Consider the following 25486-nt stretch of genomic DNA (forward strand, 5'->3'; position numbering starts at 1 on the left):
TTTCTTTACCTTTTGATGATGAATGTGCAGAAAATTATGGCAAAATTCGCGCTGATTTAGCAAATTCTGGAACTCCTATTAGTTCAAATGATATACAAATTGCTTCTATTGCTTTAGTGAATAATCTAATTTTAGTTACTCACAATGTCAGGGAATTTAAACGAGTTAAAGGGTTACAAATTGAAGATTGGGAAATTGTCTGATAGTGTAGCACAAGCTATATAAAGTTACTTTTTCACTATTTGGAGATGACATTTTTATTTTTTATCATCCTGTTAATCCTCTAATCCTGGGTATCCTGATTCAGACATTTTTAACTAATACTCCAATCTTCCAAACGCAAATTAGGCACTTTTTCAAAATCCTTCCAATTACGAGTTACTAAAATTCCATTAACTGATAATGTAATTGCAGCAATGCGTAAATCTTGAGTACCAACGCGGATTTTCTGCTTAACTAATTTAGTGTAAATATTACCAGCAGCTTCGCTAAATTCCAGTAAATTCACACTTTGTAAAAAATCTAAATTATTCTGAAAATTTGCATAAGCTAATACTAATTTATCCGATGATGAGGCATTTCTAATAACATTAAACCTACCACGCAATTGTTCTTCAGCAGTAATTATAGTTATGGCAATTTCTTCAAATTTGACACTATTAACACACTGTACAATCAATGGATTTCTGTGTTGAAAGAGAGAAACGTGATCTGTATCAAGTACCCATAAACTCATTTTATATGCTCCTGATTTTCAATTTCTTGGTAATATTCCTCCATTTCTGCATCTAATTCACGACGATATTCTGCTATATATTCCTGCACTTCATCAAAATGTGGATCATCCTCAAACATTCCCGCAAATTTCAGCCAAGGATGTTCTGTTTTAGCTGGTTCAATTTCTAAAGTTACTATTTCTGGTTTTCGGGCTTGAACAAGTTGAATCAGATTATTTAATGCTTCCTCTTTAGTCGCACCAAAACCTTGACATTCTGGTAAACTTAATAATGTCGCTTTCACAGTACCATCTGCTTGATTTTCAATCAACACATCATAAGTTAACTTGGGTGCAATTGTGGAAAGAGCATTTTTAACAGCTAAAATCATGATATTTTTACTCTTCTAACTCTGAATTGATTATAACATAATACTTGAAAATAGTTAAAATTATCATCTACATGATTTTAAGATTTATAGAATTTTATTAGCGATCGCCCATTTTATATTTTATCATCCTGTAAATCCTTTAATCTTGGATATCCTGATTCAGACAATTTTGCTAACATATTTCTTCACCACAAATTTATGAATCATAAAGTTTTTTATCTTGATGGTAAAAAAATTAATAGCAAACAAACATTTTTAAAACAAGCTGCTGAAGCAATGGAATTTCCTACATACTTCGGCGCTAACTGGGATGCTTTTGATAAATGTAATATTCAATCATTCCCAATAGTCGGTTTAAACCGACTTGAGCTTTTAGACAGGGAATTAATTCCCTGGCTTCTTATTTGGAGATTGTTTGTTGTGGTTGTCAGAATCAGGATTACCAGGATTTTAGGATGTACAGGATTGTTATTTATAGATTTTCTGTGAATATTTAATGATTATAAATTATAATTTAGAGAAAAATATATTTTCTATCATTCACAAAAACCTATATTTCCTAAAAAACATCCTGTTAATCCTCTAATCGGTGGATATCCTGATATGGCTTGCGCCACGCTATGTTATCAGACAATTTACTTATTTTCTAACCTCCTAGTAACATTAGGAAATTTTCAGCGAAATAAAAATATTTTCATGATTGACTTGAGAAAAATCACACATCGCGCTAGTCTTCATAGCGTCAACCCGTGAAACTCAAACCATGACAAACCACCCCCAAATACCCCCCTGTACCTGGAAACGTCCCATTGGCTTAGGCTGGGAGAAACCCTACACCGTCCGTTATCCTAGTAATATTGATGATGGTCCCTGGCACGGAATGCCTCTTGGTGGCTTTGGTGCAGGGTGTATAGGACGTTCTTCACGGGGAGACTTTAACCTGTGGCACATTGACGGGGGAGAACATACTTTCAAAACCGTTCCCGCTTGTCAATTTAGTATTTTTGAATCGGGACAAGCTTACGCATTATCTACCCAACCTCCAGAAGATCATACACTGCAATCTTGGCAATGGTATCCACCTTCTCCCCTCTCTGTGGACGGGTTGGGGTCAGGTACATATCATGCACTTTATCCCCGCAGTTGGTTTGTTTATGAAAATGTCTTAAAAACTCAATTAACTTGTGAGCAATTTTCGCCAATTTGGGCAGATAATTATCAAGAAGCAAGTTATCCGGTTGCGGTTTTTTTGTGGAAAGCGCACAACCCTACAAATACACCAATTACTATTAGCATTATGCTAACTTGGGAAAATATGGTGGGTTGGTTTACCAATACTTTGAAATCTCCCGAAGTTAGAGTTAGAGATGATGGCAGTCCAGTTTATGAATATCTACCACGTTGGGGAGAAAGTCAAGGAAATTATAATTGTTTAGCAGAAGATCATCAATATTTTGGTTGCGTTTTAGGTCAAGTTTCTAATAGTCGAACTGTTCAAGAAGGAGATGGAACTTGGTGTATTGCGACTACTAAAAATCCCCAAGTGGAAATATTTCATCATTCCCGATTTAATCCTGTGGGTAATGGTGAAGATGTTTGGCAAAGTTTCTCTGCAAATGGTTCTTTACCTAATTATCTAGATGAAACTCCCGCAGATGAAAATACTCGTTTAGGTGCAGCAATTGCGGTGCGTTTTACTTTGCAACCTGGGGAAAGTTTGGACGTTCCTTTTGTATTAAGTTGGGATTTCCCCGTTACGGAATTTGCAGCGGGGGTGAACTATTACCGCAGATATACAGACTTTTTTGGTTGTAATGGTGAGAATGCTTGGCAGATTGCCACTACTGCTCTTAAAGAATATCAGAATTGGCGATCGCTCATCGAAAATTGGCAAAACCCCATTTTAGAAAAATCAGATTTACCTGACTGGTTCAAAATGGCTTTATTTAACGAACTCTACGACTTGACCAGCGGCGGAACTCTCTGGAGTGCCGCCTCGGAAATTGATCCCGTTGGTCAATTTGCCGTGTTAGAATGTTTAGATTACCGTTGGTACGAAAGTCTAGATGTGCGGTTATACGGTTCTTTTGGATTATTGATGTTATTCCCAGAATTGGAAAAGTCGGTAATTCGCGCCTTTGCTAGAGCAATTCCCCAAAGTGATGACAGAACTAGAATTATCGGTTATTATCTGACTATCAAATCGGAAAGTCCTAACGCAGTTCGGAAAATTGCCGGTGCGACACCCCACGATTTAGGCGCACCCAATGAACACGTTTGGGAAAAAACCAATTATACTAGTTATCAAGATTGCAACCTGTGGAAAGATTTAGGTTGTGACTTTGTTTTGCAGGTATATCGAGATTTTCTGTTTACCGGTGCAAATGATATCCAGTTTTTAGCAGATTGTTGGGATGCTATTGTCCAAACTCTCGATTATGTGAAAACTTTTGATCTCGATGGTGACAGTATACCAGAAAATTCTGGCGCACCTGACCAAACTTTCGATGATTGGCGCTTGCAAGGTGTCAGCGCTTATTGTGGTGGTTTGTGGTTATCTGCTTTGGAAGCTGCTATTGCTATTTCTAAGATTTTAACGAACCGCAGAGGCGCAGAGGACGCAGAGGTGGAGGTGCAAGGGTCTATTTATCAAGGTTGGTTAAGTCAATCGAAGCCAATTTATCAGGAGAAGCTTTGGAATGGTGAGTATTACCGTTTGGATAGTGACAGTGGTTCTGATGTAGTTATGGCTGACCAATTGTGTGGGCAATTTTACGCTCGCTTATTGAGTTTACCAGATATTGTGCCGAGCGATCGCGCTTTGTCTGCCTTAACAAAAGTATATGATTCCTGTTTTCTCAAGTTTCAAAATGGTGAATTTGGCGCTGCTAATGGTGTTCTTCCCAATGGTTTACCCGAAAATCCCAATTCTACTCATCCTTTGGAAGTTTGGACGGGAATCAATTTTGGTCTAGCAGCTTTCCTGGTGCAAATGAACATGAAAAATGAGGCAATGCGGTTAACTGAGGCTGTGGTGAGGCAAATTTACGACAATGGTTTGCAATTTCGCACCCCGGAAGCAATCACCGCTAATGGCACTTTCCGCGCTAGTACCTATCTCCGCGCTATGGCTATTTGGGGAATTTATTTACTAATTCCTTAAATCCAAAGTTCTTTATATCCCCGACTTCTTAGAGAAGTCGGGGATATTGTTATTCTTGTTATTCAATTTTATTTTCCTGTTGTTTCCGGAATTGCGCGAAAAAATCAGTAATGGTTAAGAGTTGAGGAACTTAAATCTGAAAACAAATGTCTTAAGATGCACTTTTTTCCTTTATTTAGCCACAAGGATAACTTCTAAACCCACACAGAACTTGACACTCTCCGGTCTAAAGACGCGGAGATTCTATAGAGAGTTTCAGTCTATATCCCTCAGTTATCCCAGTTTCAGGCAGGGTTCCTTAAATATTTGGGTTCTTGCCCTGATTTCGTTGGCCCTGGCGGGCGAAATCATATCTGACAAGCGTAACTTTCCGAGAGTCCCCCGGTAGCTTTTTATGTCTTTAGTGACAATTTGATTGTATCACGAATGTTGGGTAGAGGCTGTGGCAATGATAGCACGTTAAAACGGTAATCACTTCAAGTAACTTTTTTCCTAGACACAGTAAAGACAATCACCAATTCCCTACTTGATTTAGGGCTATGGTAGATTAAAAAATTGAAATTACCTACACCAAAGAATTCCCCAATCTAGTTGACGACAGATGAGAATTTATCAGTAAACTCCAACTGTGTAAAAATATCAGTAGTTGCAGGATAGTTGAATAAAGCAAGGACAGCAGGAGCTTTATCAAGCTATTTAGTCAGGTTGGTCAGGTTCAAACGCGGTTGTTGGTATCTATGACTGGCAGTATTGGCGATAAGTTCCCAGTTAGTTCGCAAATATTCAAAGATTTTGATTCAGAGCGAACTGCTTGCAACAGCGCTAGTTCCCTCCGGGACGCTCCGCGAACGCTATCGCTTGAAAAAATACACCTGTTGTTTAACAGCTTAAACAGCTTGGGAGTTACACTATAACCTCCTCATTTTTATCTGTCAAGCAATTACATCAGAAATTCTTGGGAAAGTTATCCAGAAAATCCGAGTTGGTAATTCCTGCTCAACCCTGAATAGCAGCAGTTCACATCTGGAAATTTTAGCCGATTTAATTTATTAAGAATTACTTAGCCATAGGGACTCAATCCTGACTCAATACCGAAGTATCGGCTTTACCCAAAAGAATCCGCAGCCATTGACAATAAATAATGATAGTTATTCCTACCGAATTAGCTGAATTAACATCCTGTAATCTTACTTATAGCAATAAATTGTATACATATAATTAGCAGACTACTAATTCCAGTTGATGGCAATAATGCCTAATAAATAAATAGCTATGAGTAACCAAATAAGATAATAGTTAAATGTTCATGGTGATACGGTTTTTGTTGTCCACATCTAGCTGGATGTCTTCTTTATCCAAAAATAACTATCTTGATAAAATTAATTAGTTAGCAATATTAGATTATTAACAGAAAAATACTTTACTAATTTTTGAATTATTTATTAATTGATATTTGTATCTATTTATAAAAATTATAAATCCATAAAGTGCTTACATAGCAAGGACTTTGCCTGAATTAAATGTAAATTTAAGCATTTATTTCTTCGATAAAAATTTAATTTATTTGGATATGACTGTTCATTCAAACTATTTATATACTAAGAGCTTAGGTAGACCATATTAGTGGTGTTTTCGTCTTGTATGACAATGATAACATCTGCCATTGAGATTAAAGTGGGGGGTAACACCCCTCATTTTTTGCCAAGTGGGGACAAAACCCAAACTTGCACAAGACATAAGTAAATATCTAGATAAGTTCAGTAAATTTAACTTAAATCTTGCCACCTTGGCAGATGACATTAGCGACAAAAAATAGTATAAATAAAAATGTGGCTTTTGAAATTGAGAAATTAATGGTTTTCCTGATTCCACTGGTGCAATTGTCAGCTTTTACAGCAAAAGCGGCAGAATCAATGGTAAGAAGTTATACAGCAGTAACTAGGGTGAAGCCAAAAATTTCCACTTGGAAGTTTCAACAGTAAACAACGGCATCTACGAAAAGCTACGTCAAACTCAATTCCTCTCGGTAGAAATCAGAAAATTTGGTAAATTTTTACCTTTGATTCATTAGTAAGTATAAATCTGAAGCCCAGACGCAATTAATACATATTATCTGGAGTGAGCTATAGATATTACTAATTGAAAACTGTAAAACTGCCTAGAAAACCAGGGTATACACGGTAAGCACAGTAGTACAGAGGCTTGATTAAAAACAATCAGGTTTTCAATCACAGGTCAGGTTATGAAAAAAATCATCAGGTCAAATGCGTTTTTTAGCTCAGTTCAACGGGTAGTTTTAGAGATGCAGTTTTCTAAAATCCGTTCTATCCAGGTATCCGTGTTGGCAATTACCGTATTTTTGCAACAAGTTGTTACTATTTTCCACATCTGCCACCAATTGATTATTTATAGGTTCTGGTCATTCCCGCAACAGCAATTTGGCTGAAGACCATCGCATTTGCAGAAACTGGACTAATTTATTTACTCAATTCAAAAATAACTAAGATGATGAATCAAGATATTGCTGGCAGTGGTAACAACTTAGAACCAAAAATCCATCCCGAACAGTTAGACCAAGTAGTTGAAGCGATTTTGGCAGGGAAGTATTCTTGGGCTTGTGTTTTAATGTTACGATTCGTGGGCTATAATCCAATGCACTATATCCCTTATCGGACTTATAACCGCATTCTCAAAGAAAATGCTCGTATGAGTCGCTCCAATTCCCAAAATAATGAAACTCTAAAAATTGCTAACTCCACCACAGAGAAAAGATCCGAAGGTAATCTGGCATCTAACTGTTTAAGTAAGATTAAGGATATAGCCTATATGGAAGTGGGAGGTAAGCATCATGCTGAATCACGCGCCAACGGTAGAGAAAAAAAGTCGGCATAGTTGCTGATAATCTCGTAATTGCTTGTTACTCAGATCAGTTGATCGGCAATGTGAGTAACTGCAATTACTGACTTCGTTGTAAAAATCTGCCAGAATGGCAAATACACACTGATAACATCCTATAGATTAGAAATAGCAACCTAAACAAAGATTCATGGCAGACTAATTGCATTTTTCCCAAAAACTGTTTGCGGTTGCACATGAAATAGCAGACTAATTGCGGTTTTCCCAAAAAACTGTTTGCGTCTGCATATGAAAGATAGGGTCTGATTGTTTTGGCATTCAGTTCCTGATTAATTAAATAAATTCTTCATTAAGACTGATGAACCATAACTAAAGGTGGTTCTTTTTCCTAAGAAGTCTGAATGCTTTTCAATTGGGGTGGTGGATTACCCTAATAAAATTGATATGGCTAGATAACTTCTACTACCAAATTTTCTGTAACTAAGGTTTGGCTAACTTTAGTTATTAAGGTAGATAAGGAAAGGGAAAGATTATGGTCAAATCATGCTCTTACTTACAAATTTTTACTGTTATGTCAACTGGCAATTGATATAACGTTGACACTCCCCGCTCTCTAAAGAGACGGGGATTCTTAAAACCAAATAAATAATCTTAATGGCGATATCAATGCGCCTCTACTGATTTCACTAGAACTTAATCCTAGTAGTCTGTCAAATAAATTTTGACGGATAAAGAAGAAATGAGCCACGTTCGCGGAGCGTGCCGTAGGCATTAGGCCGCAAAGAGCGCGAAGGAAGAAGGAAGAAGGAAGAAGAAAAATTTATTTACCCCAACCCGTAATGGCTATTAAGGGAACACCAAAAAATAAATTACCCAATTTTGTGGGATAACTGAGGGATATAGACTGAAACTCTCTATAGAATCTCCGCGTCTTTAGACCGGAGAGTGTCAACAACTTTAAGTTAATATGAATTTTCTATAAAGTCTTCATGAAGTTTAGATGAAGATTTTATTTTTTATATAAATTTTAGAAGAAGATGTAGCAGAATTTAAAGATAAGAACTAAAGCTTTGTCACTTTTTTATCTAAACTAAATGACTAACGCCATGCTATCAGACAAACAATTTCATATTTAAGAAAGTTTGCTGATGAGAGTTTTCTATTTTTAGGATAGTGTAAGAGATAGATTACATCCTGCTTAAGTTTATTTAGTGTGAGGCTACAATTTTTGAAAAGTTACGTAATTGTTAGTTAGTTATAACTGCATCAATTAATTAACTGAAATACCAGTGTTTATCAATAGACTCCCATCTCAATTAGGGGTAATATCATTCCCTATGTAGATTTTTGGCATTAGCAAGCTAAATCTTGGGAGTTTGTTTATGGGTGTTTTGCCAGACAATGCTGTTTATTGGGGGGACACAACAGCTATGCCTGTTACATAGATATTGAAAATTAAATGAATATTCAGGAAACATCCTACAGATTAAATATTGCATATCTGTGAAAGTTTTTGCATCTGGATTTTAGGAATAGATGTAATAGATGAATTTGCCCGAATTTGAAAGTAGAAAGCAACTGGTAAGAATTATGTCATCTTATTCTCATCAAGATCAGGTTGTGAATATTTACGATAATTATGAAAGTAAGTTTTTAACACCTTTTCAGCGAAAGGTGTTGCTAAAAAATTTACAAAATAATTCGCAACCAGAATATCGGCGACGAATTGAGATTATGTTGTTAGCAGATATGGGAAAGTCGCAAACTCATATTTGTGAAATGATTGGTTGTTCTCAGGAGATGGCGAGATACTGGATCGGTATTGCTGAGGCGGGGATGGCGCATAAATGGAATCAGCGACCATTGGGTAGACCAAAGATTGTTAATGATGAATATATTGAAAGATTAAAGGAATTAGTTAATTGTAGTCCCCGTGAATATGGCTATGCTTTCGGTGATTGGACGGCTCAATGGTTGAGTAAACATTTGGCGAAGGAGTTGGGAATTCAAATTAGCGATCGCCACATTAATCGCCTCCTTAAACAAATGGGACTGTCTACTAAACGCAAAAGTTCCCCATTGATAACTACTGAAAATCAGGATTTAGCAATTAAAATTAGTGATTTGCATTCTCTACCTGAACCTAGTTTTCATTGGTCATTTAATCTCATGCAGACCAATAAATAATAGTGTTTTGGAGGTTAGGAAGTGCTATCAGCGTTTTCTCAGGAACAATTAGCTACATATATTAAGCAAGTCTTGGGTGATGGATTATCAGATCAAGTAGTTAAAGATTGTATCCAGGCTTTAGAAATTATTGAGCCACCTGTAGCAAAGCAATTTTGGCAAGCGACTACAGCCAATCCGGGAATTTATATTGTGCTGTCGGGTAAGGTAAGATTGCTTGATAGCTCCAACAATTTAATTAATACTCTCACGCCAGGATCATCATTTGGGGAGTTAACTTTATTTCCAGACCAAGATTTTAGCAGTTATGTTGCTAGAGCTTCTGTGAATTTAAAGGTTGCCTATCTTCCCGAAAAAACGGTGAAAAAGGTTATGGGAGAATTTCCTCCTGTTTATAATTTCTTGCTGAATAAGGCAGAGTTAATTAACAGTCCTAAGTCTCCAGATATACCGATTGTTGAATTACCAAGAAATGGTAAAGTTGTTAATTTCTCTCAACCAATTATTCCCCCACCAACATCAACAAAGAAACCCTCTCAATATTTTCCTGTTCCTACTGTTATTGCTGGCAATTGGTGGCGAAAATTTACTAAACGCTACCCATTTTTTGAACAACAAAGTGCTGCGGATTGTGGTGCTGCTTGCTTAGTTATGATTGGTCGTTATTGGGGGAAAAACCTGAGTATTAATCGGCTGCGGGATCTGGCTAATATTAGCCGGAGTGGTGCATCTATGCGAAGTTTGAGTGCAGCGGCGGAAAGCCTTGGTTTTGCTACCCGTCCGGTAAAAGCCAGTTTGGATAAATTTGCTCAACAGCCTTTACCAGCGATCGCTCATTGGCAAGGTAAACATTACATTGTTGTCTATGAAATTACCAAAAAACAGGTAATTATTGCTGATCCTGCCATTGGTCAACGTCGGCTGACTACCAAGGAATTTCTCACAGGTTGGACTGGTTACGCTTTACTATTACAACCTACAGCTTCCCTCAAAAAAACGCCAGAAGCTAACACGCCATTTTGGCAGTTATTGGATTTAGTTAAACCTCATTTTCAAGTTCTTCTAGAAGTATTCCTGGCTTCGGTCTTAATTCAAATATTTGGATTAATCACGCCCTTATTTACTCAACTTCTATTAGATAGAGTCATTGTTCAAGGCAGTGTTTTAACTTTAAATACTGTCGGGTTTGGATTGTTAATTTTCGGCTTGTTTCGGGTTGCCATTAATGGCTTAAGACAATATTTACTAGATCATACAGCCAACCGCATTAGTATCGCCTTGATGGTAGGTTTTATTAAACATACATTTAGTCTACCGCTGGCATTTTTTGAATCTCGTTATGTCGGGGATATTGTTTCCCGTGTCCAAGAAAATCAAAAAATTCAACGTTTTTTAACTGGTGAAGCTCTTTCCATTGGATTGGATTTACTAACAGTCTTTATTTATGTGGGATTAATGTTTTGGTATAGTCCACCAATGGCATTAATGACATTAGCAATTGTGCCGCCATTTGTGATTTTAACATTCTTTGCTACACCATTTTTGCGGCGGATTAGTCGGGAGGTATTTACAGCAGGAACACTGGAAAATAGTTATTTAATTCAAAGCTTGACTGGCATTTCTTCGATTCGCTCAATGGCTATTGAACAAACGGTACGTTGGCATTGGGAAGAATTGCTAAATAATTTAATCAAAAAGAACTTTAGTGGTCAAGTAATTGGTAATCAACTGCAATTAGTTAGTTCTACTATTCAATCTTTGGCAAGTACAGGATTATTATGGTTTGGAGCTTGGTTGGTTATTCAAAATCAACTTACCATTGGTCAATTAGTTGCCTTTAATATGTTATTAGGCAATATTATTCAGCCTTTCCAAAGATTAATTATTTTGTGGAATCAGTTACAGGAAGTAATTGTCGCCACAGAACGAATTAATGATGTCTTAGAAGCACAACCAGAGGAAGATTTAGAACATAAACCTCGGCAATTTCTACCAAGATTAATGGGGAAAATTAGTTTTAATAATGTTACCTTTCGCTATCATCCTGAAAGTGAGATTAATATTTTAGAAAATCTCAGTTTTGAAATCTTGCCAGAACAAACTGTAGCAGTTGTTGGTCGCAGTGGTTCTGGAAAAACAACACTTTCTAAGTTGATTTTGGGTTTATATCTAGCGACAGATGGAAGAGTTCTGATTGACAATCAAGATGTTACTAGTATTTCCTTACATTCCTTGCGATCGCAAATTGGAGTTGTTGATCAAGATACCTTTTTATTTGGAGGAACAATTCGGGAAAATATCACAATTGCTCATCCAGAAGCCTCTTTAGAAGAGATTATAGAAGCAGCCAGACTTGCAGGTGCAGATGAGTTTATTAAAAGGATGCCAATGGGTTATGAAACTCAAATTGGTGAAGGGGGAGGAATGTTATCTGGAGGACAACGCCAACGGTTAGCAATTGCCCGCGCATTATTAGGAAATCCCCGACTTTTAATATTAGATGAAGCCACGAGTCACCTGGATGCTGAATCAGAACGGATTATTCAGAACAACCTTAAAAAAATCTTGCAAGGACGTACAAGTGTAATCATTGCTCACCGTCTTTCCACAGTTCGTCATGCTGATCTAATTTTAGTCTTAGATCGTGGTGTTTTAGTAGAAAGCGGTACACATGAACAATTAATCGCCAAAAGAGGACATTATTTCTATCTTAATCAACAACAATTAGCACAAAAAAATTAATTTTCACCATATCCCCGACTTCTTCAAGAAGTCGGGGATATATAACCAAAATTCTCTAATTATTTATGCCACAGTCAGTTTACACCCAACCAACTACTACTATAAAGCCGCAGCATCAACCTGAATCTACTGCTGTAATAACAAACCAGCAAATCCAGATATTAGATAAAGCCAAGGATTGGTTTTATGGCACAGAGGAATTATTAGATGCTTTACCAAAAGCATGGACTCGTTCCATGTTGTATTTACTAGTTAGTTTTGCTACCATTATTTTGCCTTGGGCAATGTTAACTAAAGTTGATGAAACAGGTAATGCTAGTGGGAGAATAGAACCCAAAGGAGCAACACAAAAATTAGATAGTGCGGTAACTGGTAGTGTTGTTAATGTCAATGTTAAAGAAGGAGCAACTGTTAAAGCTGGACAAGTTTTATTAGCAATGGAATCTGATGTTTTACAAACAGAAATTCAACAAGCACAATCTAAATTAGAGGGGTTGATTAATCGCCAATCTCAACTAGAGATATTAAAAAATCAAGTCTTAATGTCAATTAATATTCAACGTCAGCAAAACCAATCTCAATCATTAGAAAAAATTGCTCAACTTAATCAAGCTAAACAAACATTTGAGACTAAAAAAAGTGCTTATAATTTCCAAGATTTGGAAAAATTAGCTCAAATTGATCAGGCAAAACAGAATATACAATCTAATCAAACTAACTACAGATTAGCTACAAGTCGCTTACGTCGAGATATTTCGGAAGTTCAACGTTATCGTCTGCTATTAAAGGAAGGAATAATTGCTCAAACTAAAATAATAGAATTAGAAAAAATTGCTGAAGAAAGTCAACGTTCTCAAGAAGAAGCAAAATTTAATCTGCAAACAGCAAAGTTAAAACTAAAGGAGGAAGTCAGTCGTTATCAGTCACTAATGAATCAAGTTAGATCAGATATTGAACAGGCAAAACTACGGTTACAAGAAGAAGAAAGTAGTTATAAAAGTTCTCTAAAAGGCGGAGAATTAATTTTATTAAAAAGTCAAGAACAGTTTAAAGACATTCAAAATCAAATCATTTCCCTTAAATCAGAAATGATGCAGACAAAAGGACAGATTACAGCCTTAAATTTACAACTAAAACAGCGAACTATCCGTTCTCCTATTGATGGAATAATTTTTGAATTACCTATTAAAAAATCTGGTTCTGTTGTCCAAGTAGGACAAATGATTGCTCAAATTGCTCCCGAAAATGCTCCCTTGATCCTGAAGGCACGTATGCCTAGTCAAAATAGTGGTTTTGTCAAGGCAGGAATGCCAGTCAAAATTAAATTTGATGCTTATCCTTTCCAAGAATACGGAATTGTGTCAGGACGTATTAGTTGGATTTCACCTAACTCTAGAGTTCAAGAAAATAGTTCTAACCGCATAGAAACTTATGAATTAGATATCGCTTTAGAAAATCCTTATATTCAAGTCGGTAACAAACGGATTCCTATTACCTCTGGACAAACAGCAAGTGCGGAAGTAATCATTCGTCAGCGTCATGTTATTGACTTTATCTTAGATCCATTCAAGAAGTTGCAAAAGAGTGGTTTAGAGCTTTAAATAAAATTAGTATCAAAGACATAATTTAATAAGTTATGTCTTTTTTTAAAGGCTTTAATATGCAACTTTTTGATTATTTTTAAGAGAAAAATGTCAGAATGAAATAGTTGAAATTACTAAAGATGAGAGGGTAAGACAATGAAGAAAATAGTGATAAATGACCTATATCCTAGTCATTTATTAACCTTTATTGATGATTTAATGCCACCAGAATTGTATGTTTTATTAGGAAGAGGTTTAGGAGGGTTTTATCCCCCTCTAGGGCTAAGTCCTAATGTTTTTGTAACCACTGTTTATGATGGTGTAAATACCATCTCAACAACTTATGAAGGAGCCGGTAGCTTTCATGATAATAAATTTAATACGATAGATTATGCTCGGACAGTTAATGCTTGGGTAAATCGTTAATTATTTCCGCATATTCAAGGGCGATTTTGTCACATTTACCAAAACTGTTCACTGTTTAATAGGGAAATAAGATCATGGCTACAATCATAATTTCTGACTTGCAGGAAAAGATATTTTTGGATGACTTAAATTCAGGGCAAATACAACAAATTTTAGGTACTGGTATTATACCTTTACCTTTCTTGGGTGGACGTGATGTTGCTTTAACGACTGTTTATGATGGTATAAATAATTTGCAAACAGCATATCGTGGCCCATTGAGTTTCTACGATAATAAAATTTTTACTCTTGATCTGGCTAGAAGTGCTGTCTATTTAGTATTGTGAACAATTATTAGGTGGTTATTTTTTCTTTACACCCCACCGCTTATCTCCGAGGAAGTAAAAACTTCCTCTTTTTTGTTGTTCTTGCTGATAATTGTTTACAGTTATATGAAAACTGCTGTATGTTATAATCTAGGATTATAGATATGAATTACTGCATATAATAAGTAGGTGAACACAATAAAACCAATCTGTGTAAAGAAAAGTAAAATCGCCCAAACCCTCTTCACTCTTGCCTCTTGGATGAGTGCCTCTTGCCTTGCCATAACGACGATTTTCAATGCTAACCTACTTAAATGATAGAAATTTCTCAGACAGTAATTATTCCTGATAGCGATATTGAAATTAGTGCAATTCGTTCCCAGGGTGCAGGTGGTCAAAATGTTAACAAGGTTGCTACTGCTATTCATTTGCGCTTTGATATTGGGGCTTCTTCCTTACCAGAAATCTATAAGGAACGGCTTTTGAAGTTGAAAGATCATCGCATTACCCTTGAGGGAGTTGTGGTTATTAAAGCGCAGGAATATCGCAGTCAAGAACAGAACAAAGAGGAAGCTTTCAGACGACTTCAAGAACTGATTAAAAGTGTATCTGTGTTACCTCGAAAACGCAAACGGACAAAACCAAGTCGCAGTTCTCAAAGAAAACGTCTTGATAGTAAAAACAAGCGGGGACAAATTAAATTGACTAGAGGAAAAATCACAGAATAATCACGACACTATTACTGTAATGCTAATATACAGAAATCCTAAATAAAATAAAAACATCCCCTCCTCCTCCGTGTCCTCTGTGCCTCTGTGGTTCGTTAAACAACAAATACCATATATTATATATTAACGTCCTAACATTTTATCGCGCAGATGTTTAATGCGATCGCGCAATTTTCCAGCTTCCTCAAATTCCATCTTCTTCGCTGCTTCCTTCATCTGTTTTTCCAACAACGTAATTAACTCTGGAATATCTTCCACCGATAATTCATCTAAATGTTCATCAACCATTTTTAAATCAGTTGCATTTAAACGACGAGAGGCATCTAAAAATGATAAAATTGAATTAGTTTGTTTTTTAATAATCGGTTGCGGCGTAATTCCGTGCAATTTATTATAAGCCGTTTGAATTCCTCTTCTTCTATCAGTTTCATCAATGGCTTTAATCATACTACCTGTTAATTTATCAGCATATAAAATTGCCTTTCCTCTAATGTGACGGGCTGCGCGGCCGATAGTTTGAATTAGAGAACGTTCAGTCCGCAAAAATCCTTCCTTATCTGCGTCCATAATTGCAACTAACGAAACTTCGGGTAAATCCAAACCTTCCCGCAATAAATTTACACCGACTAACACATCAAAAACACCATTTCGCAAATCCTGTAAAATTTCAATCCGTTGAATAGAATTAATTTCTGAATGTAAATATCTGATTTTAATTCCCCTCTCTGCTAAATATTCCGTCAAATCTTCCGCCATGCGTTTAGTTAATGTAGTAATTAACGTTCTTTCTTGACGGTCAACTCGATCTTTTATTTCTCCTAATAAATCATCAATTTGTCCTTCCGTGGGACGCACAAATATTTCTGGGTCAATTACTCCCGTCGGTCTAATTACTTGTTCAATAATATTCTCTTCCGAAATTTCCAATTCCCAATTTCCTGGAGTTGCAGAAACGAAAATACATTGATTGACTTTTTGCCAAAATTCTTCGGCTTGTAAAGGACGATTATCCGCCGCACTAGGAAGTCGAAAACCATGATCTATTAATACTTTTTTTCTCGCTTGGTCTCCGTTATACATTCCGCGAATTTGGGGAACGGTAACATGAGATTCATCTATCACTAATAACCAATCTTTGGGAAAATAATCAATTAAACATTCTGGTGGTTCTCCCGCTTGTCTACCTGCTAAATGACGGGAATAATTTTCTACACCGTTACAATATCCCACTTCTCTTAACATTTCTAAATCATAACGGGTGCGTTGATCAATGCGTTGTGCTTCCACTAATTTACCCATTGATTCTAATGTTAATTGTTGCTGTTTTAATTCGGTGGCTATATCTTCACAAGCTATTTCTACTCTTTCTTTAGGAGTAACAAAGTGACGCGCAGGGTAGATATTTACTGCTTCTAAACTGTGGAGAATTTCCCCGCTCACAGGATCTACATATCTAATTGCATCAATTTCATCACCAAAGAATTCAACTCTAATAATTCTATCTTCATAAGCAGGAGAAATTTCTAAAACATCACCCCGAACTCGAAATTTTCCTCTCCCCATTTCGATGTCATTGCGAGTATATTGAACTGCTGTTAAATCTCGTAAAACTTGACGCGGATCAATTTCCATTCCCAATTGTAATCGAATTGCGGCTTTCAGGTATTCCGCCGGCATTCCTAAACCGTAAATACAACTAATTGAAGCCACAACAATCACATCTTTGCGTTCAAATAAGGAACGAGTGGCGGAATGTCGTAACATATCTATTTCTTCATTAATCGCTGATGTTTTTTCTATATAAGTATCAGTAACGGGTAGATATGCTTCGGGTTGATAGTAATCGTAATAACTGACAAAATACTCAACTGCATTATGAGGAAAAAACTCCCGCAGTTCGTTACACAACTGGGCGGCTAATGTCTTATTATGGGCTAATACTAGGGTAGGTCTACCGACTTTTTCAATGACTGCGGCTATGGAAAATGTTTTACCGGTTCCTGTCGCACCCAGTAATGTTTGATAATGATTTCCTGTTTGAATACTAGCAGAAAGTTGTGCGATCGCTTGTGGTTGATCACCGGTGGGGACAAAAGGTGCTTGGAGATTAAAATCCATTATCTAGCTTCAACGTTACACCTAGCAATTCTACACAATTTCTCAGTTTTACGTTTGGCGCGAAATTTTTTTTTCGGGGTTTGGCTTGCAACATCGCCGGCGATGTGCTATATTAATATAATGGAGTGGTGATAAAATTTTTATTGAGGCACGCACTCCCATTATCAAAATATCACCCCTAGCGGCGCAAGTCAACCCCCAAAACTTTAAAAAAAGAAAATTTTTTTACTTAAATATCAATTTATACTTGTAATTACATAGGAATGATAGCAAATTAAGATTTTTGAAATAATTGAACGCAGATAAACGCAGATAAACGCAGATAAACACAGATAAATATGGATGATTGTTATTCTGTCCCGAAGGAATAAAGGTTTTAGAGAATTTTTGCGTGGGTTATATCTATAGTATCAGAACTGGTTAAAATAGAAAATAAATCTATTGCTGTTTTGAAATGATACCAGAAGCAAATATTGAAGATGTTCAAGAACCAATTACCAGCGCACCACCGGAGGTGAAGCAAATTATTGAGAAGGTATGGAGGTTGGAGAAAAGCCGATTAGATAGAAAGAGTAAGGGTCATATTAATGATGATATTCTCACTATTGTGAAGGAAGCGGTGCAATGAAGCTAACTTCGATTAAATTATGTAATTTTCGTTCTTTTTATGGGAAAACTCCAGAGATAACTTTGGCTGGTGGAGATGTTCGCAATACTACTATGATTTATGGTAGTAATGGCGCAGGTAAAACTAGTATTTTGAATGCGTTTACTTGGGTTTTATATGAAAAGTTTAGTGCGGCTTTTGCGTCAACGGAACAGTTAGTAAATAAACGCGCAATTTCAGAATCTCAACCTAGTCAACCTGTGGAATGTTGGGTGGAAGTTGGTTGGGAACATGAAGGTAATCGTTATCGTGCTACTCGTGGTTGTCGGGTTTACAAAAATGAAAGTGATGTAATCGAAGCTGGGAAAACTCAGTTAAAAATTCAAGTTGCTGGAGATGACGGAAAATGGTATTTCCCACTTCAGCAAGCTGAGGAAATCATTACTCAGATTTTACCAGCCAGTTTACATCAATATTTTTTCTTTGACGGTGAACGGATTGAAGAAATTGTCCGTTCTGATAATAAAGCGGAAATTTCCGAAGCAATTAGAACTTTTTTGGGTGTGGAAGTTATTGAACTTTCGATTAAACATTTGAAAGATGCTAAAAAGAGTTTAGAAACTGAGTTAAAACATATTGGTGACGCGGAAACTAAACAGTTGTTGAATCAGCAAGAAAAGCAAGAACTGGAAATTGACAATATTAATAAACGTCAAACGGAAATAAATCAAGAGTTGGAATATCAACAGACTTTCAAAAAGGAAGTTAGTAATAAGTTACGAGAATTGAGTGCTGTTAAAGAATTACAGGAAAGAAAGCAAAGTTTAGAATCTCAAAAAGATAGTTTGCGAGAAGAGTTGAAGAAAACACGGGAGAATTTAAAAAAGACTATTTCCGCACGGGGTTATACTGTTCTGTTATCGGAAACTACGGCTAAGTTTCGGGAAATATTTACAGATTTAAAACAAAAGGGTGAATTAACAGCAGGAATTTCCCGGGAATTTGTCAATGATTTACTCAATACTGGACGTTGTATTTGTGGTGCAGATTTAAGGGAAGGAACTCACACCCATTTTCATGTCAAGAATTTAATGAGAAAATCTGGTTCTTCCACTGTGGAAGAAACCGCAATTAGAATGAGCGCGCAAGTTGATGAAATTGATAAACAAGCAGTTGCTTTTTGGGAAGAAGCGGACAGGGAACAAGTACGAATTCAACAGTTACGGGAAAATCTTAATCAAGTTGAATTGGAATTAGCAACTATTCAAGAACAACTCCGAAAAGATCCCAATGAGGAAATTAGTAGTTTACAAAAACGTCTTGATGAAATTGAAGCTAAAATTGATGACTTAAATCGAGAACAAGGTGCAAATCAACAGGAAGTTTCTCATCTAAAAACAGCTATTGATGCTTTGATAAAACAAATATCTAAGCAAAAACAAAATGAGGAAAAACAATCCTTAGCACAGCGTCGCATTAATGCTACTCAAGATGCAATTGACAGATTATCGGAAGTTAAAAACCGTCAAGAAAATCAATTTCGTCTCCAATTGGAACAGCGGGTACAGGAAATTTTCTCAGATATTTCTTTTACTCCTTATGTTCCCAAAATTAGCGAAAAGTATGAGTTGAGTTTGGTGGAAAATACGACGGGATTTGAAGCACCAGTCGCAGCTTCTACGGGAGAAAATCAAATTCTCAGTTTATCTTTTATCGCTAGTATTATTGATAAGGTGCGTGACTGGAGTGAGAAGCGGAAAATGATGATGGTTCCTGATAGTAGCACTTTTCCTATTGTTATGGATTCTCCTTTTGGGAGTTTAGATGCTAATTCTCGTCGTCACATTGCGCGAACTATTCCTAAGTTAGCAAATCAGTTGGTTGTGTTGGTGACTAAGACTCAGTGGCGGGTTGAGGTTGAGGAGGAAATTGCTGATAAGATTGGGAAGGAATATGTTTTGGTTTATTATTCTTCTAAGCCTAATTGTGAACAGGATTTTATTGAGTTGGGGAGGGAACGATATGCTTTGGTTCGACAGAGTTTGAATGGTTTTGAATATACTGAAATTGTTGAGGTTGAACGAAATTAATATATCTCACGCAAAGGCGCAAAGGCGCAAAGGAAGAAAGAAATGGTTGTTAATTTTGAGAAAAGTTATATGAGTCCTCTGGAGTATTTGGAGTGGGAGGAACAGCAAGATATTAAATATGAATATATCAATGGTGAAGTTTTTGCTATGACTGGGGGAACTATTCCCCATACTACTATTGCTTTAAATTTGGCTTCTGGGTTAAAAAATCATTTGCGGGGTGGTAATTGTCGTCCTTTTATGGCAGATGCTAAAGTGGGTATATCGGAAAATGGTCCGTTTCATTATCCTGATGTCATGGTAAGTTGTGATGAACGGGATAAACAAGCTATTAAGTTTATTCAATTTCCTTGCTTAATTGTTGAGGTGCTTTCTCCAAGTACGGAAGCTTATGATAGGGGGGGAAAGTTTCAGCAGTATAGACGGATTGAATCTTTGCAAGAATATGTTTTAATTAGTGCTGATAAAATCGGTTTGGATTGTTTTCGCTTAAATGATAGGGGTTTATGGGAGTTACATCCTTTTGTTGAGGGTGATAATGTACATTTAGTTAGTGTTGATTTTACTTTTCCTCTTTCTCTGGTTTATGAGGATGTTTTTTGATTTTTTGTTTCGCGCAAAGACGCTAAGTAGCAAAGGCGCAAAGAAGAGGATAAGATTGTAGTATTAGTAGGTTAGGTTTGGTTTATGATGTTAAGGGTGTATATTTTATAATTATGGCTGCAAATAGAATCAAAATTGCTCAAGATAAGGCTGAGTTGGTGAAGTCGTTACTAGCGTCTAAGGAAACACCGGGACTTTTCCAAACTTATGTGGAGGTGATGATATTTGCGGCAGCATTAGGAGTAAAGTATAAAAAAAGTGTTCCTCTGGGAGATACTACAAAAAGAGAGCCTTCTCCAATTCCACAAGAAAATTTTGCTTCACTGGGTTATGACAAAATTATCAAATTATTAGGAATTGTTGAGACAAGTGATATCCAAATACTTGCTTCTAGAGAAGATGTATATGAGGATAAACGGACTCAAGTATTTGAAGAGTATGCTAATGGGGGATTAGAAATATTACAAAGTGAATTGCGCGGAGTTGTTGATTATGAAATACAATTTCTATTGATTTTAAGAAAAGCAATAGATTATCAAGAAAATAATATACAAGGAGAATTTAATTTAACTAGATTTTTAAAATAATCCATTTTGTTCGCGTTTTTATAAAGTAGTGAGATATGAATAGTCTTCGTTTTTATTGTGAAAAGTTTTCTAAGTTAAAAGTAAGTAGTAGCCGAAAACGTGGTAATGCTCAATATAAACCAATATTACTTTTAACCGTAATTGATTTGATTATGAGAGGAGTTATTACCAATAATCAAATTTTTGTCTCAGATGAATTAATTCAAGCTTTTAATAAATATTGGAATGTTATTGGCTCACAATCTTATAAAGGGGGTTTACACTATCCATTTTTTCATCTGCAAAATGAGGGATTTTGGCACGTAGAAATTAAAGCAGGTTTTAATAATTTACAACCAAAAACAACTAACCAATTAAAACAGGCTGTTGAATACGCATATTTAGACAGTGAATTATTTAACTATTTACAAGATGAATCTTCTCGCAAAGAATTAATTGATGCACTTGTAGCTGCTTTTTTCTCGGATAATGAAGATGAAATTGAGGAATTTCTACAAATTAATCAAACATTTCAAGATTATCCAGAAGTAGAAAAACTAGATGATATTGGAAATTTACCCAACAACCCTCAATGGAGTTTAAAAAAAACACTAATTAGAAATGCTTTCTTTAGAAAAGCGGTTGTTTCTGTATATGATTGTCAATGCGCTCTTTGTGGGTTGAAAGTTACTAAAACTGGTAATCAAAATATTGTTGACGGCGCACATATAAAGCCATTTTCTGCTTTTTATGACAGTAGAATACATAACGGAATAGCACTTTGTAAAAATCATCATTGGGCTTTTGATAGGGGTTGGTTTGCTGTTGATGATAAATACAAAATAATCGTTAGTAAAGAATTAGAAGAAGTATCTCCCCACGCTAGAACAATAACAGAATTTCATGGGGAAATACTTATATTACCGAAAGTGGAGAAATATTTTCCAGATATTGAAGCTTTGCAATGGCATCGTGATCATATATTTCAGCCATAATTATAAAATAACAGGAAGTCCTACCTCCTGCGGTTTTACTAACTTACCATCAAAACCTATAGTTTGTTCTTCCATTGTCCTAGCATTAGCTAAAGCTTTACGTAAAGCAGTAACTTCCATTTTTTCAGTCATTCCTCCCAACATATAAATAAATAACTTCACAGCTAAATCTTTTCCTACTACCTGTACCCGCTTTTTATTGGGGTCATATAAAACCCCATACCATAAAGATTGAGGATATTCCATATTACTAAAACCCCCTTGACGGTCAAATTTCTCCAACTTCTTAAAAATATCCGTCAAAGTAAAACCTTTTTTAAATACCAAAGTTCCCAAAGCTTGCGCTAAAGCAACTTGAGAAACTGGACGAAATAACATATTTCCCTCACCTCCGTCTTTCTCAAAATGGAAGCGCCGCAAAACAGTTGTATCTTCGTGTTCCAATATTTTATAACTGGGAAGATTCGCTAAATTATCAAAAAGTAGCCTAAAATCGGCAATTCCTTCCTGAATTTCTTCATTTTCTGGACGCATGGGAATCAACCCTTTTTCCAAAGGTTTCCAGTGGGGGAACTTTTGCCCCAAATACCTTTCGGACATATCTTGTAAGGCTTGCAGGGTCGTCAAAACCGTAGAATTAGCGGCTACTGTGGCACTATTCCAATTAACACGGGGATTGCGATTGGGTTTTTGTTCTAAAAGTGGATGTGTAACGGCAATCTTTCGCGCTACAATAGCAAAACCATCATCTTCATTTAATTGTGCTAACTGACCTTTAGTTAAAGGTGCAGCCATTAAATTCACATGAACAAAAATTGATCTTACCCGTCGTTTTGCTTCTGCATGAGTTTCCCCAGTATTCACAGCACAAATAAATTCAATGCCAATTTTTTCTTTAGATAAATTTTGTAAATAAGCAGGTTCTACTTGATATTTATCAATCAAATCAGATAGAGTAATAAAACTTTCGTCAGCAGTTTTATCCTTTTTATAACGTTGCAGTTTACCAGATTTAATTAACTCCATTAAACCTTGGACACCCATTAATCTATGCTGACCATCTAAAGCATAAATTGTCACATTGTCTTCAGAAATATTCAGTAAACCGACTTTACCATCTTTATCTAAAGGTATAAAATCAGTAGTCGCTTTTTTAGCCCGTCCTTGACTATCCCACTCCGCTGCTTTGGGGTTATCTACCCAAGGTTGATTAATTACTACCAACACAGCCGGAAATTTATGGTTTTTTCTCGCTGCTAAATATTGTACTAACGGTGCTTGACGCGACCAATCAATAGGACGTTGTTGAATGTCATCAATACTATCAGCATCAATTTCAATATTCTCTGTCTCTGGGTTGTACTTTTTTTGCAGCAGGGGTAAACCAGAGGCAAAATGTACCCGTCCCGCGAACCATTCCAATGTCACAGAACCTATATAAGCCTCAGTACCACCCATTTCTGTCTTTTGGACAAGAATTTGGTCTTTCTTCTCTAAAAACCTGTCTAGCAGTAAAGCTAATACCTGTTTATCCTGATTTTCTCGTTCTAAATACTCGTTAGTGAGTTGATTATTTAGTGTATCTGTACTATCATTCATGTTAATTTTTGAAAACTTGGTGACTAACTCTTGCTTTATTGTCCAAAAAGATGGATACTAAGGATGCGATTTTTAAAAATATGCTGCACGCCTAGCTTAGATTTATTTATATACTAGATGATTTCATGCCCCCAAAGGGAAGTATTGATTCTATGTTCATGTATCCACAGGTAAGGAAAAATGACTACAACACAACAGCCAGAAAATAAAAATCAGCCGAATCGTACTGTACCAGAGTTAGTGGAGTATATCCAAGCTTTGACGACAGAAATTCAAGAATTGTATTGTTTAGATGAAATACCTTGGGTAGTAGGCTATTCAGGTGGAAAAGACAGCACTGCTACTTTACAGCTTATTTGGAATGCAATTTCTGGACTTCCAGCGGAAAAAAGAACTAAACCAATTCATGTAATTACAACAGATACAGGGGTAGAAAATCCCTATGTTTCTGCTTGGGTAAAAAGTTCATTAAAACAAATGGAAGTAGCGGCTGAAGAGCAAAAAATGCCAATACAACCTCATTTACTACAACCAGAAACTAAACAAACATATTGGGCAGGTTTAATTGGTAAAGGCTACCCAGCGCCACGCAATAAATTCCGCTGGTGTACTGGACGGCTAAAAATTGAGCCTTCTAATCTTTTTATTCGTGACGTTGTGAGAGCTAATGGTGAAACAATTGTTATTTTAGGAACTCGCAAGACTGAAAGCATAACTCGCGGTTTGATTATGATAAAACGTGAAATAGGTCGAGTCAGAGAGCGCCTTTGTCCTCATCCTAATTTAATAAATTCTTTACTTTACACACCTATTGAAGATTGGCGAACTGATGAAGTTTGGATGTATTTAATGCAGTTTTCAAATCCTTGGGGATATAGCAATAAAGATTTATTTACTATGTATAGAGGTGCAACAGCAGATAATGAATGTCCTTTAGTTGTTGATACTTCTACTCCTAGCTGTGGTAGTTCTCGCTTTGGTTGCTGGGTTTGTACATTAGTTAATAGTGATAAATCTATGCAAGCAATGATTCAAAATGATGAAGAAAAAGAATGGTTACAACCATTAGTTGATTTTCGTGCTGAATTAGATGTTGACCGTGACCGCGAAAAAAGAGATTTTCGTCGGTTACGGGGAGAAGTTCAATTATTTGAACGTAATGTAAATGGTGAAACATCTGTTGAACCTATACATGGTCCCTATACCAAATATTGGCGAGAATATTGGCTAAGAAAATTATTAACAGCGCAAACAGAAATGCGTCGAAATGCGCCAGAAAATATGCGTGATCTTACTCTTATTTCTCAAGCTGAATTAAGTGAGATTCGCCGAATCTGGTTAGAAGAAAAACACGAATTTGATGATAGCTTACCCCGAATATATGAAGAAGTCACAGGAGAAGTATTTAAAGATCCTCGTCCTGGTGCAGATCAAAGCATACTTGGTAGTGACGAATGGGGAGTATTAGAAGAAATTTGTGAAGGTGACGGAATGCACCTAGAATTAATGGCCAGACTATTAGATACAGAAAGACAATTCAAGAAAAAAACTCGCCGTGTGGGTATCTACGAAAGCCTAGAAAAATGCTTTGATACAAGTTCCCGTTCACCAGAACAAGCGATCGCAAATGCCCATTTAAAACGGGATTTAAGACAAGCAGCATTAGAAGGAGATGTTGCCACAATTCGGGAAAAATTCAAACAATTAAGTTTAGGAGATACCGCCGAAAAACAAGAGACTAAACCACAAACTTGGGCTAACTTCAAATATGCACAAAAGAACCCAGATGATAACCCAGACCAATAGAATAT

At 36.2% G+C, this 25486-nt stretch carries 22 protein-coding genes; 18 read left to right on the forward strand and 4 right to left on the reverse strand.

What is annotated here, in order from left to right; translation table 11 throughout:
• Positions 1-203 (forward strand): type II toxin-antitoxin system VapC family toxin (locus tag AN486_RS03905; RefSeq protein ID WP_290599407.1); only part of this gene is annotated, 203 nt, incomplete at its 5' end.
• A gap of 110 nt (positions 204-313) precedes the next feature.
• On the opposite strand, the gene AN486_RS03910 is transcribed toward AN486_RS03905, so the two are convergent.
• Both AN486_RS03910 and AN486_RS03915 read right to left on the reverse strand, forming a co-directional pair.
• Complete coding sequence (locus AN486_RS03910; protein ID WP_053540423.1) at positions 314-736, reverse strand: type II toxin-antitoxin system VapC family toxin; 423 nt, start codon at positions 734-736, stop codon at positions 314-316.
• Positions 733-1107 (reverse strand): hypothetical protein, encoded by a 375-nt coding sequence (locus AN486_RS03915; protein ID WP_168635565.1) that lies wholly within the window; start codon positions 1105-1107, stop codon positions 733-735. The genes AN486_RS03910 and AN486_RS03915 overlap by 4 nt, the downstream gene beginning before the upstream one ends.
• 198 nt (positions 1108-1305) lie before the next feature.
• Between AN486_RS03915 and AN486_RS03920 the strand changes: the two genes are divergently transcribed.
• The 11 genes from AN486_RS03920 to arfB all read left to right on the forward strand — a co-directional run bounded on the left by AN486_RS03920 (position 1306) and on the right by arfB (position 15097).
• Complete coding sequence (locus AN486_RS03920; protein WP_053540425.1) at positions 1306-1596, forward strand: barstar family protein; 291 nt, start codon at positions 1306-1308, stop codon at positions 1594-1596.
• A gap of 274 nt (positions 1597-1870) precedes the next feature.
• Positions 1871-4270 (forward strand): GH116 family glycosyl hydrolase, encoded by a 2400-nt coding sequence (locus tag AN486_RS03925; RefSeq protein WP_290599408.1) that lies wholly within the window; start codon positions 1871-1873, stop codon positions 4268-4270.
• Between the two features lie 1778 nt (positions 4271-6048).
• Positions 6049-6252: a hypothetical protein gene (locus AN486_RS03930; protein ID WP_152540518.1), complete on the forward strand. Its 204-nt coding sequence runs from the start codon at positions 6049-6051 to the stop codon at positions 6250-6252.
• 260 nt (positions 6253-6512) lie between these two features.
• Positions 6513-6716, forward strand: coding sequence for a hypothetical protein (locus AN486_RS03935; RefSeq protein WP_152608839.1), 204 nt, complete (start codon positions 6513-6515; stop codon positions 6714-6716).
• Between the two features lie 59 nt (positions 6717-6775).
• Positions 6776-7162, forward strand: a complete 387-nt coding sequence (locus AN486_RS03940; protein WP_233455432.1) for a HetP family heterocyst commitment protein — start codon at positions 6776-6778, stop codon at positions 7160-7162.
• Between the two features lie 1554 nt (positions 7163-8716).
• Positions 8717-9313: a helix-turn-helix domain-containing protein gene (locus AN486_RS03945; protein ID WP_027404603.1), complete on the forward strand. Its 597-nt coding sequence runs from the start codon at positions 8717-8719 to the stop codon at positions 9311-9313.
• A 21-nt stretch (positions 9314-9334) separates the two neighbouring features.
• Entirely contained in the window at positions 9335-12055 is a 2721-nt protein-coding gene (locus tag AN486_RS03950) for a peptidase domain-containing ABC transporter (RefSeq protein ID WP_290599409.1), read from the forward strand.
• A gap of 65 nt (positions 12056-12120) precedes the next feature.
• Complete coding sequence (locus AN486_RS03955) at positions 12121-13656, forward strand: HlyD family efflux transporter periplasmic adaptor subunit (protein ID WP_053540428.1); 1536 nt, start codon at positions 12121-12123, stop codon at positions 13654-13656.
• Positions 13657-13794: 138 nt separating this feature from the next.
• On the forward strand, positions 13795-14064 hold the full coding sequence (locus AN486_RS03960) for a hypothetical protein (protein ID WP_027404600.1): 270 nt from the start codon (positions 13795-13797) through the stop codon (positions 14062-14064).
• 74 nt (positions 14065-14138) lie between these two features.
• Positions 14139-14390 carry a hypothetical protein gene (locus tag AN486_RS03965; RefSeq protein ID WP_053540429.1) on the forward strand — a complete coding sequence of 84 codons (252 nt, stop codon included), beginning with the start codon at positions 14139-14141 and terminating at the stop codon, positions 14388-14390.
• A 293-nt stretch (positions 14391-14683) separates the two neighbouring features.
• Positions 14684-15097 (forward strand): alternative ribosome rescue aminoacyl-tRNA hydrolase ArfB, encoded by a 414-nt coding sequence (gene arfB / locus AN486_RS03970; RefSeq protein ID WP_039200708.1) that lies wholly within the window; start codon positions 14684-14686, stop codon positions 15095-15097.
• A gap of 123 nt (positions 15098-15220) precedes the next feature.
• On the opposite strand, the gene uvrB is transcribed toward arfB, so the two are convergent.
• Complete coding sequence (gene uvrB, locus AN486_RS03975; protein WP_290599438.1) at positions 15221-17218, reverse strand: excinuclease ABC subunit UvrB; 1998 nt, start codon at positions 17216-17218, stop codon at positions 15221-15223.
• Between the two features lie 451 nt (positions 17219-17669).
• On the opposite strand from uvrB, the gene AN486_RS03980 reads away from it, so the two are divergent.
• The 5 genes from AN486_RS03980 to AN486_RS04000 all read left to right on the forward strand — a co-directional run bounded on the left by AN486_RS03980 (position 17670) and on the right by AN486_RS04000 (position 22076).
• Positions 17670-17843, forward strand: coding sequence for a hypothetical protein (locus AN486_RS03980; protein ID WP_015079891.1), 174 nt, complete (start codon positions 17670-17672; stop codon positions 17841-17843).
• Positions 17840-19912, forward strand: coding sequence for an AAA family ATPase (locus tag AN486_RS03985; protein ID WP_290599410.1), 2073 nt, complete (start codon positions 17840-17842; stop codon positions 19910-19912). The genes AN486_RS03980 and AN486_RS03985 overlap by 4 nt, the downstream gene beginning before the upstream one ends.
• Positions 19913-19954: 42 nt before the next feature.
• The gene (locus AN486_RS03990; RefSeq protein ID WP_290599411.1) at positions 19955-20515 is read left to right on the forward strand and encodes a Uma2 family endonuclease; all 561 of its coding nucleotides are present in this window, start codon (positions 19955-19957) and stop codon (positions 20513-20515) included.
• Between the two features lie 113 nt (positions 20516-20628).
• The gene (locus tag AN486_RS03995) at positions 20629-21102 is read left to right on the forward strand and encodes a DNA phosphorothioation-associated protein 4 (protein WP_148760502.1); all 474 of its coding nucleotides are present in this window, start codon (positions 20629-20631) and stop codon (positions 21100-21102) included.
• Between the two features lie 35 nt (positions 21103-21137).
• A complete protein-coding gene (locus tag AN486_RS04000; protein ID WP_290599412.1) occupies positions 21138-22076 on the forward strand; it encodes an HNH endonuclease in 939 nt (312 codons plus the stop codon).
• On the opposite strand, the gene AN486_RS04005 is transcribed toward AN486_RS04000, so the two are convergent.
• Entirely contained in the window at positions 22077-23675 is a 1599-nt protein-coding gene (locus AN486_RS04005) for a DGQHR domain-containing protein (RefSeq protein ID WP_290599413.1), read from the reverse strand. It lies immediately after the preceding gene.
• A 180-nt stretch (positions 23676-23855) separates the two neighbouring features.
• On the opposite strand from AN486_RS04005, the gene dndC reads away from it, so the two are divergent.
• Positions 23856-25481: a DNA phosphorothioation system sulfurtransferase DndC gene (dndC, locus tag AN486_RS04010; protein WP_290599414.1), complete on the forward strand. Its 1626-nt coding sequence runs from the start codon at positions 23856-23858 to the stop codon at positions 25479-25481.
• The last annotated feature ends 5 nt before the right edge of the window (positions 25482-25486 follow it).

This window comes from Anabaena sp. AL93 (genome assembly GCF_001672085.1).
GTDB lineage: Bacteria > Cyanobacteriota > Cyanobacteriia > Cyanobacteriales > Nostocaceae > Dolichospermum > Dolichospermum heterosporum.

Bases quoted from the DNA above. Each gene is read 5' to 3' on its own strand.
- AN486_RS03915 (WP_168635565.1), bottom strand. From the start codon at position 1,107: ATGATTTTAGCTGTTAAAAATGCTCTTTCCACAATTGCACCCAAGTTA.
- AN486_RS03920 (WP_053540425.1), top strand. From the start codon at position 1,306: ATGAATCATAAAGTTTTTTATCTTGATGGTAAAAAAATTAATAGCAAA.
- AN486_RS03925 (WP_290599408.1), top strand. From the start codon at position 1,871: ATGACAAACCACCCCCAAATACCCCCCTGTACCTGGAAACGTCCCATT.
- AN486_RS03910 (WP_053540423.1), bottom strand. From the start codon at position 736: ATGAGTTTATGGGTACTTGATACAGATCACGTTTCTCTCTTTCAACAC.
- AN486_RS03945 (WP_027404603.1), top strand. From the start codon at position 8,717: ATGTCATCTTATTCTCATCAAGATCAGGTTGTGAATATTTACGATAAT.
- AN486_RS03990 (WP_290599411.1), top strand. From the start codon at position 19,955: ATGGTTGTTAATTTTGAGAAAAGTTATATGAGTCCTCTGGAGTATTTG.
- AN486_RS03955 (WP_053540428.1), top strand. From the start codon at position 12,121: ATGCCACAGTCAGTTTACACCCAACCAACTACTACTATAAAGCCGCAG.
- AN486_RS03995 (WP_148760502.1), top strand. From the start codon at position 20,629: ATGGCTGCAAATAGAATCAAAATTGCTCAAGATAAGGCTGAGTTGGTG.
- AN486_RS04000 (WP_290599412.1), top strand. From the start codon at position 21,138: ATGAATAGTCTTCGTTTTTATTGTGAAAAGTTTTCTAAGTTAAAAGTA.
- AN486_RS03935 (WP_152608839.1), top strand. From the start codon at position 6,513: ATGAAAAAAATCATCAGGTCAAATGCGTTTTTTAGCTCAGTTCAACGG.
- AN486_RS03940 (WP_233455432.1), top strand. From the start codon at position 6,776: ATGATGAATCAAGATATTGCTGGCAGTGGTAACAACTTAGAACCAAAA.
- arfB (WP_039200708.1), top strand. From the start codon at position 14,684: ATGATAGAAATTTCTCAGACAGTAATTATTCCTGATAGCGATATTGAA.
- AN486_RS03965 (WP_053540429.1), top strand. From the start codon at position 14,139: ATGGCTACAATCATAATTTCTGACTTGCAGGAAAAGATATTTTTGGAT.
- AN486_RS03960 (WP_027404600.1), top strand. From the start codon at position 13,795: ATGAAGAAAATAGTGATAAATGACCTATATCCTAGTCATTTATTAACC.
- AN486_RS04005 (WP_290599413.1), bottom strand. From the start codon at position 23,675: ATGAATGATAGTACAGATACACTAAATAATCAACTCACTAACGAGTAT.
- dndC (WP_290599414.1), top strand. From the start codon at position 23,856: ATGACTACAACACAACAGCCAGAAAATAAAAATCAGCCGAATCGTACT.
- AN486_RS03980 (WP_015079891.1), top strand. From the start codon at position 17,670: ATGATACCAGAAGCAAATATTGAAGATGTTCAAGAACCAATTACCAGC.
- AN486_RS03985 (WP_290599410.1), top strand. From the start codon at position 17,840: ATGAAGCTAACTTCGATTAAATTATGTAATTTTCGTTCTTTTTATGGG.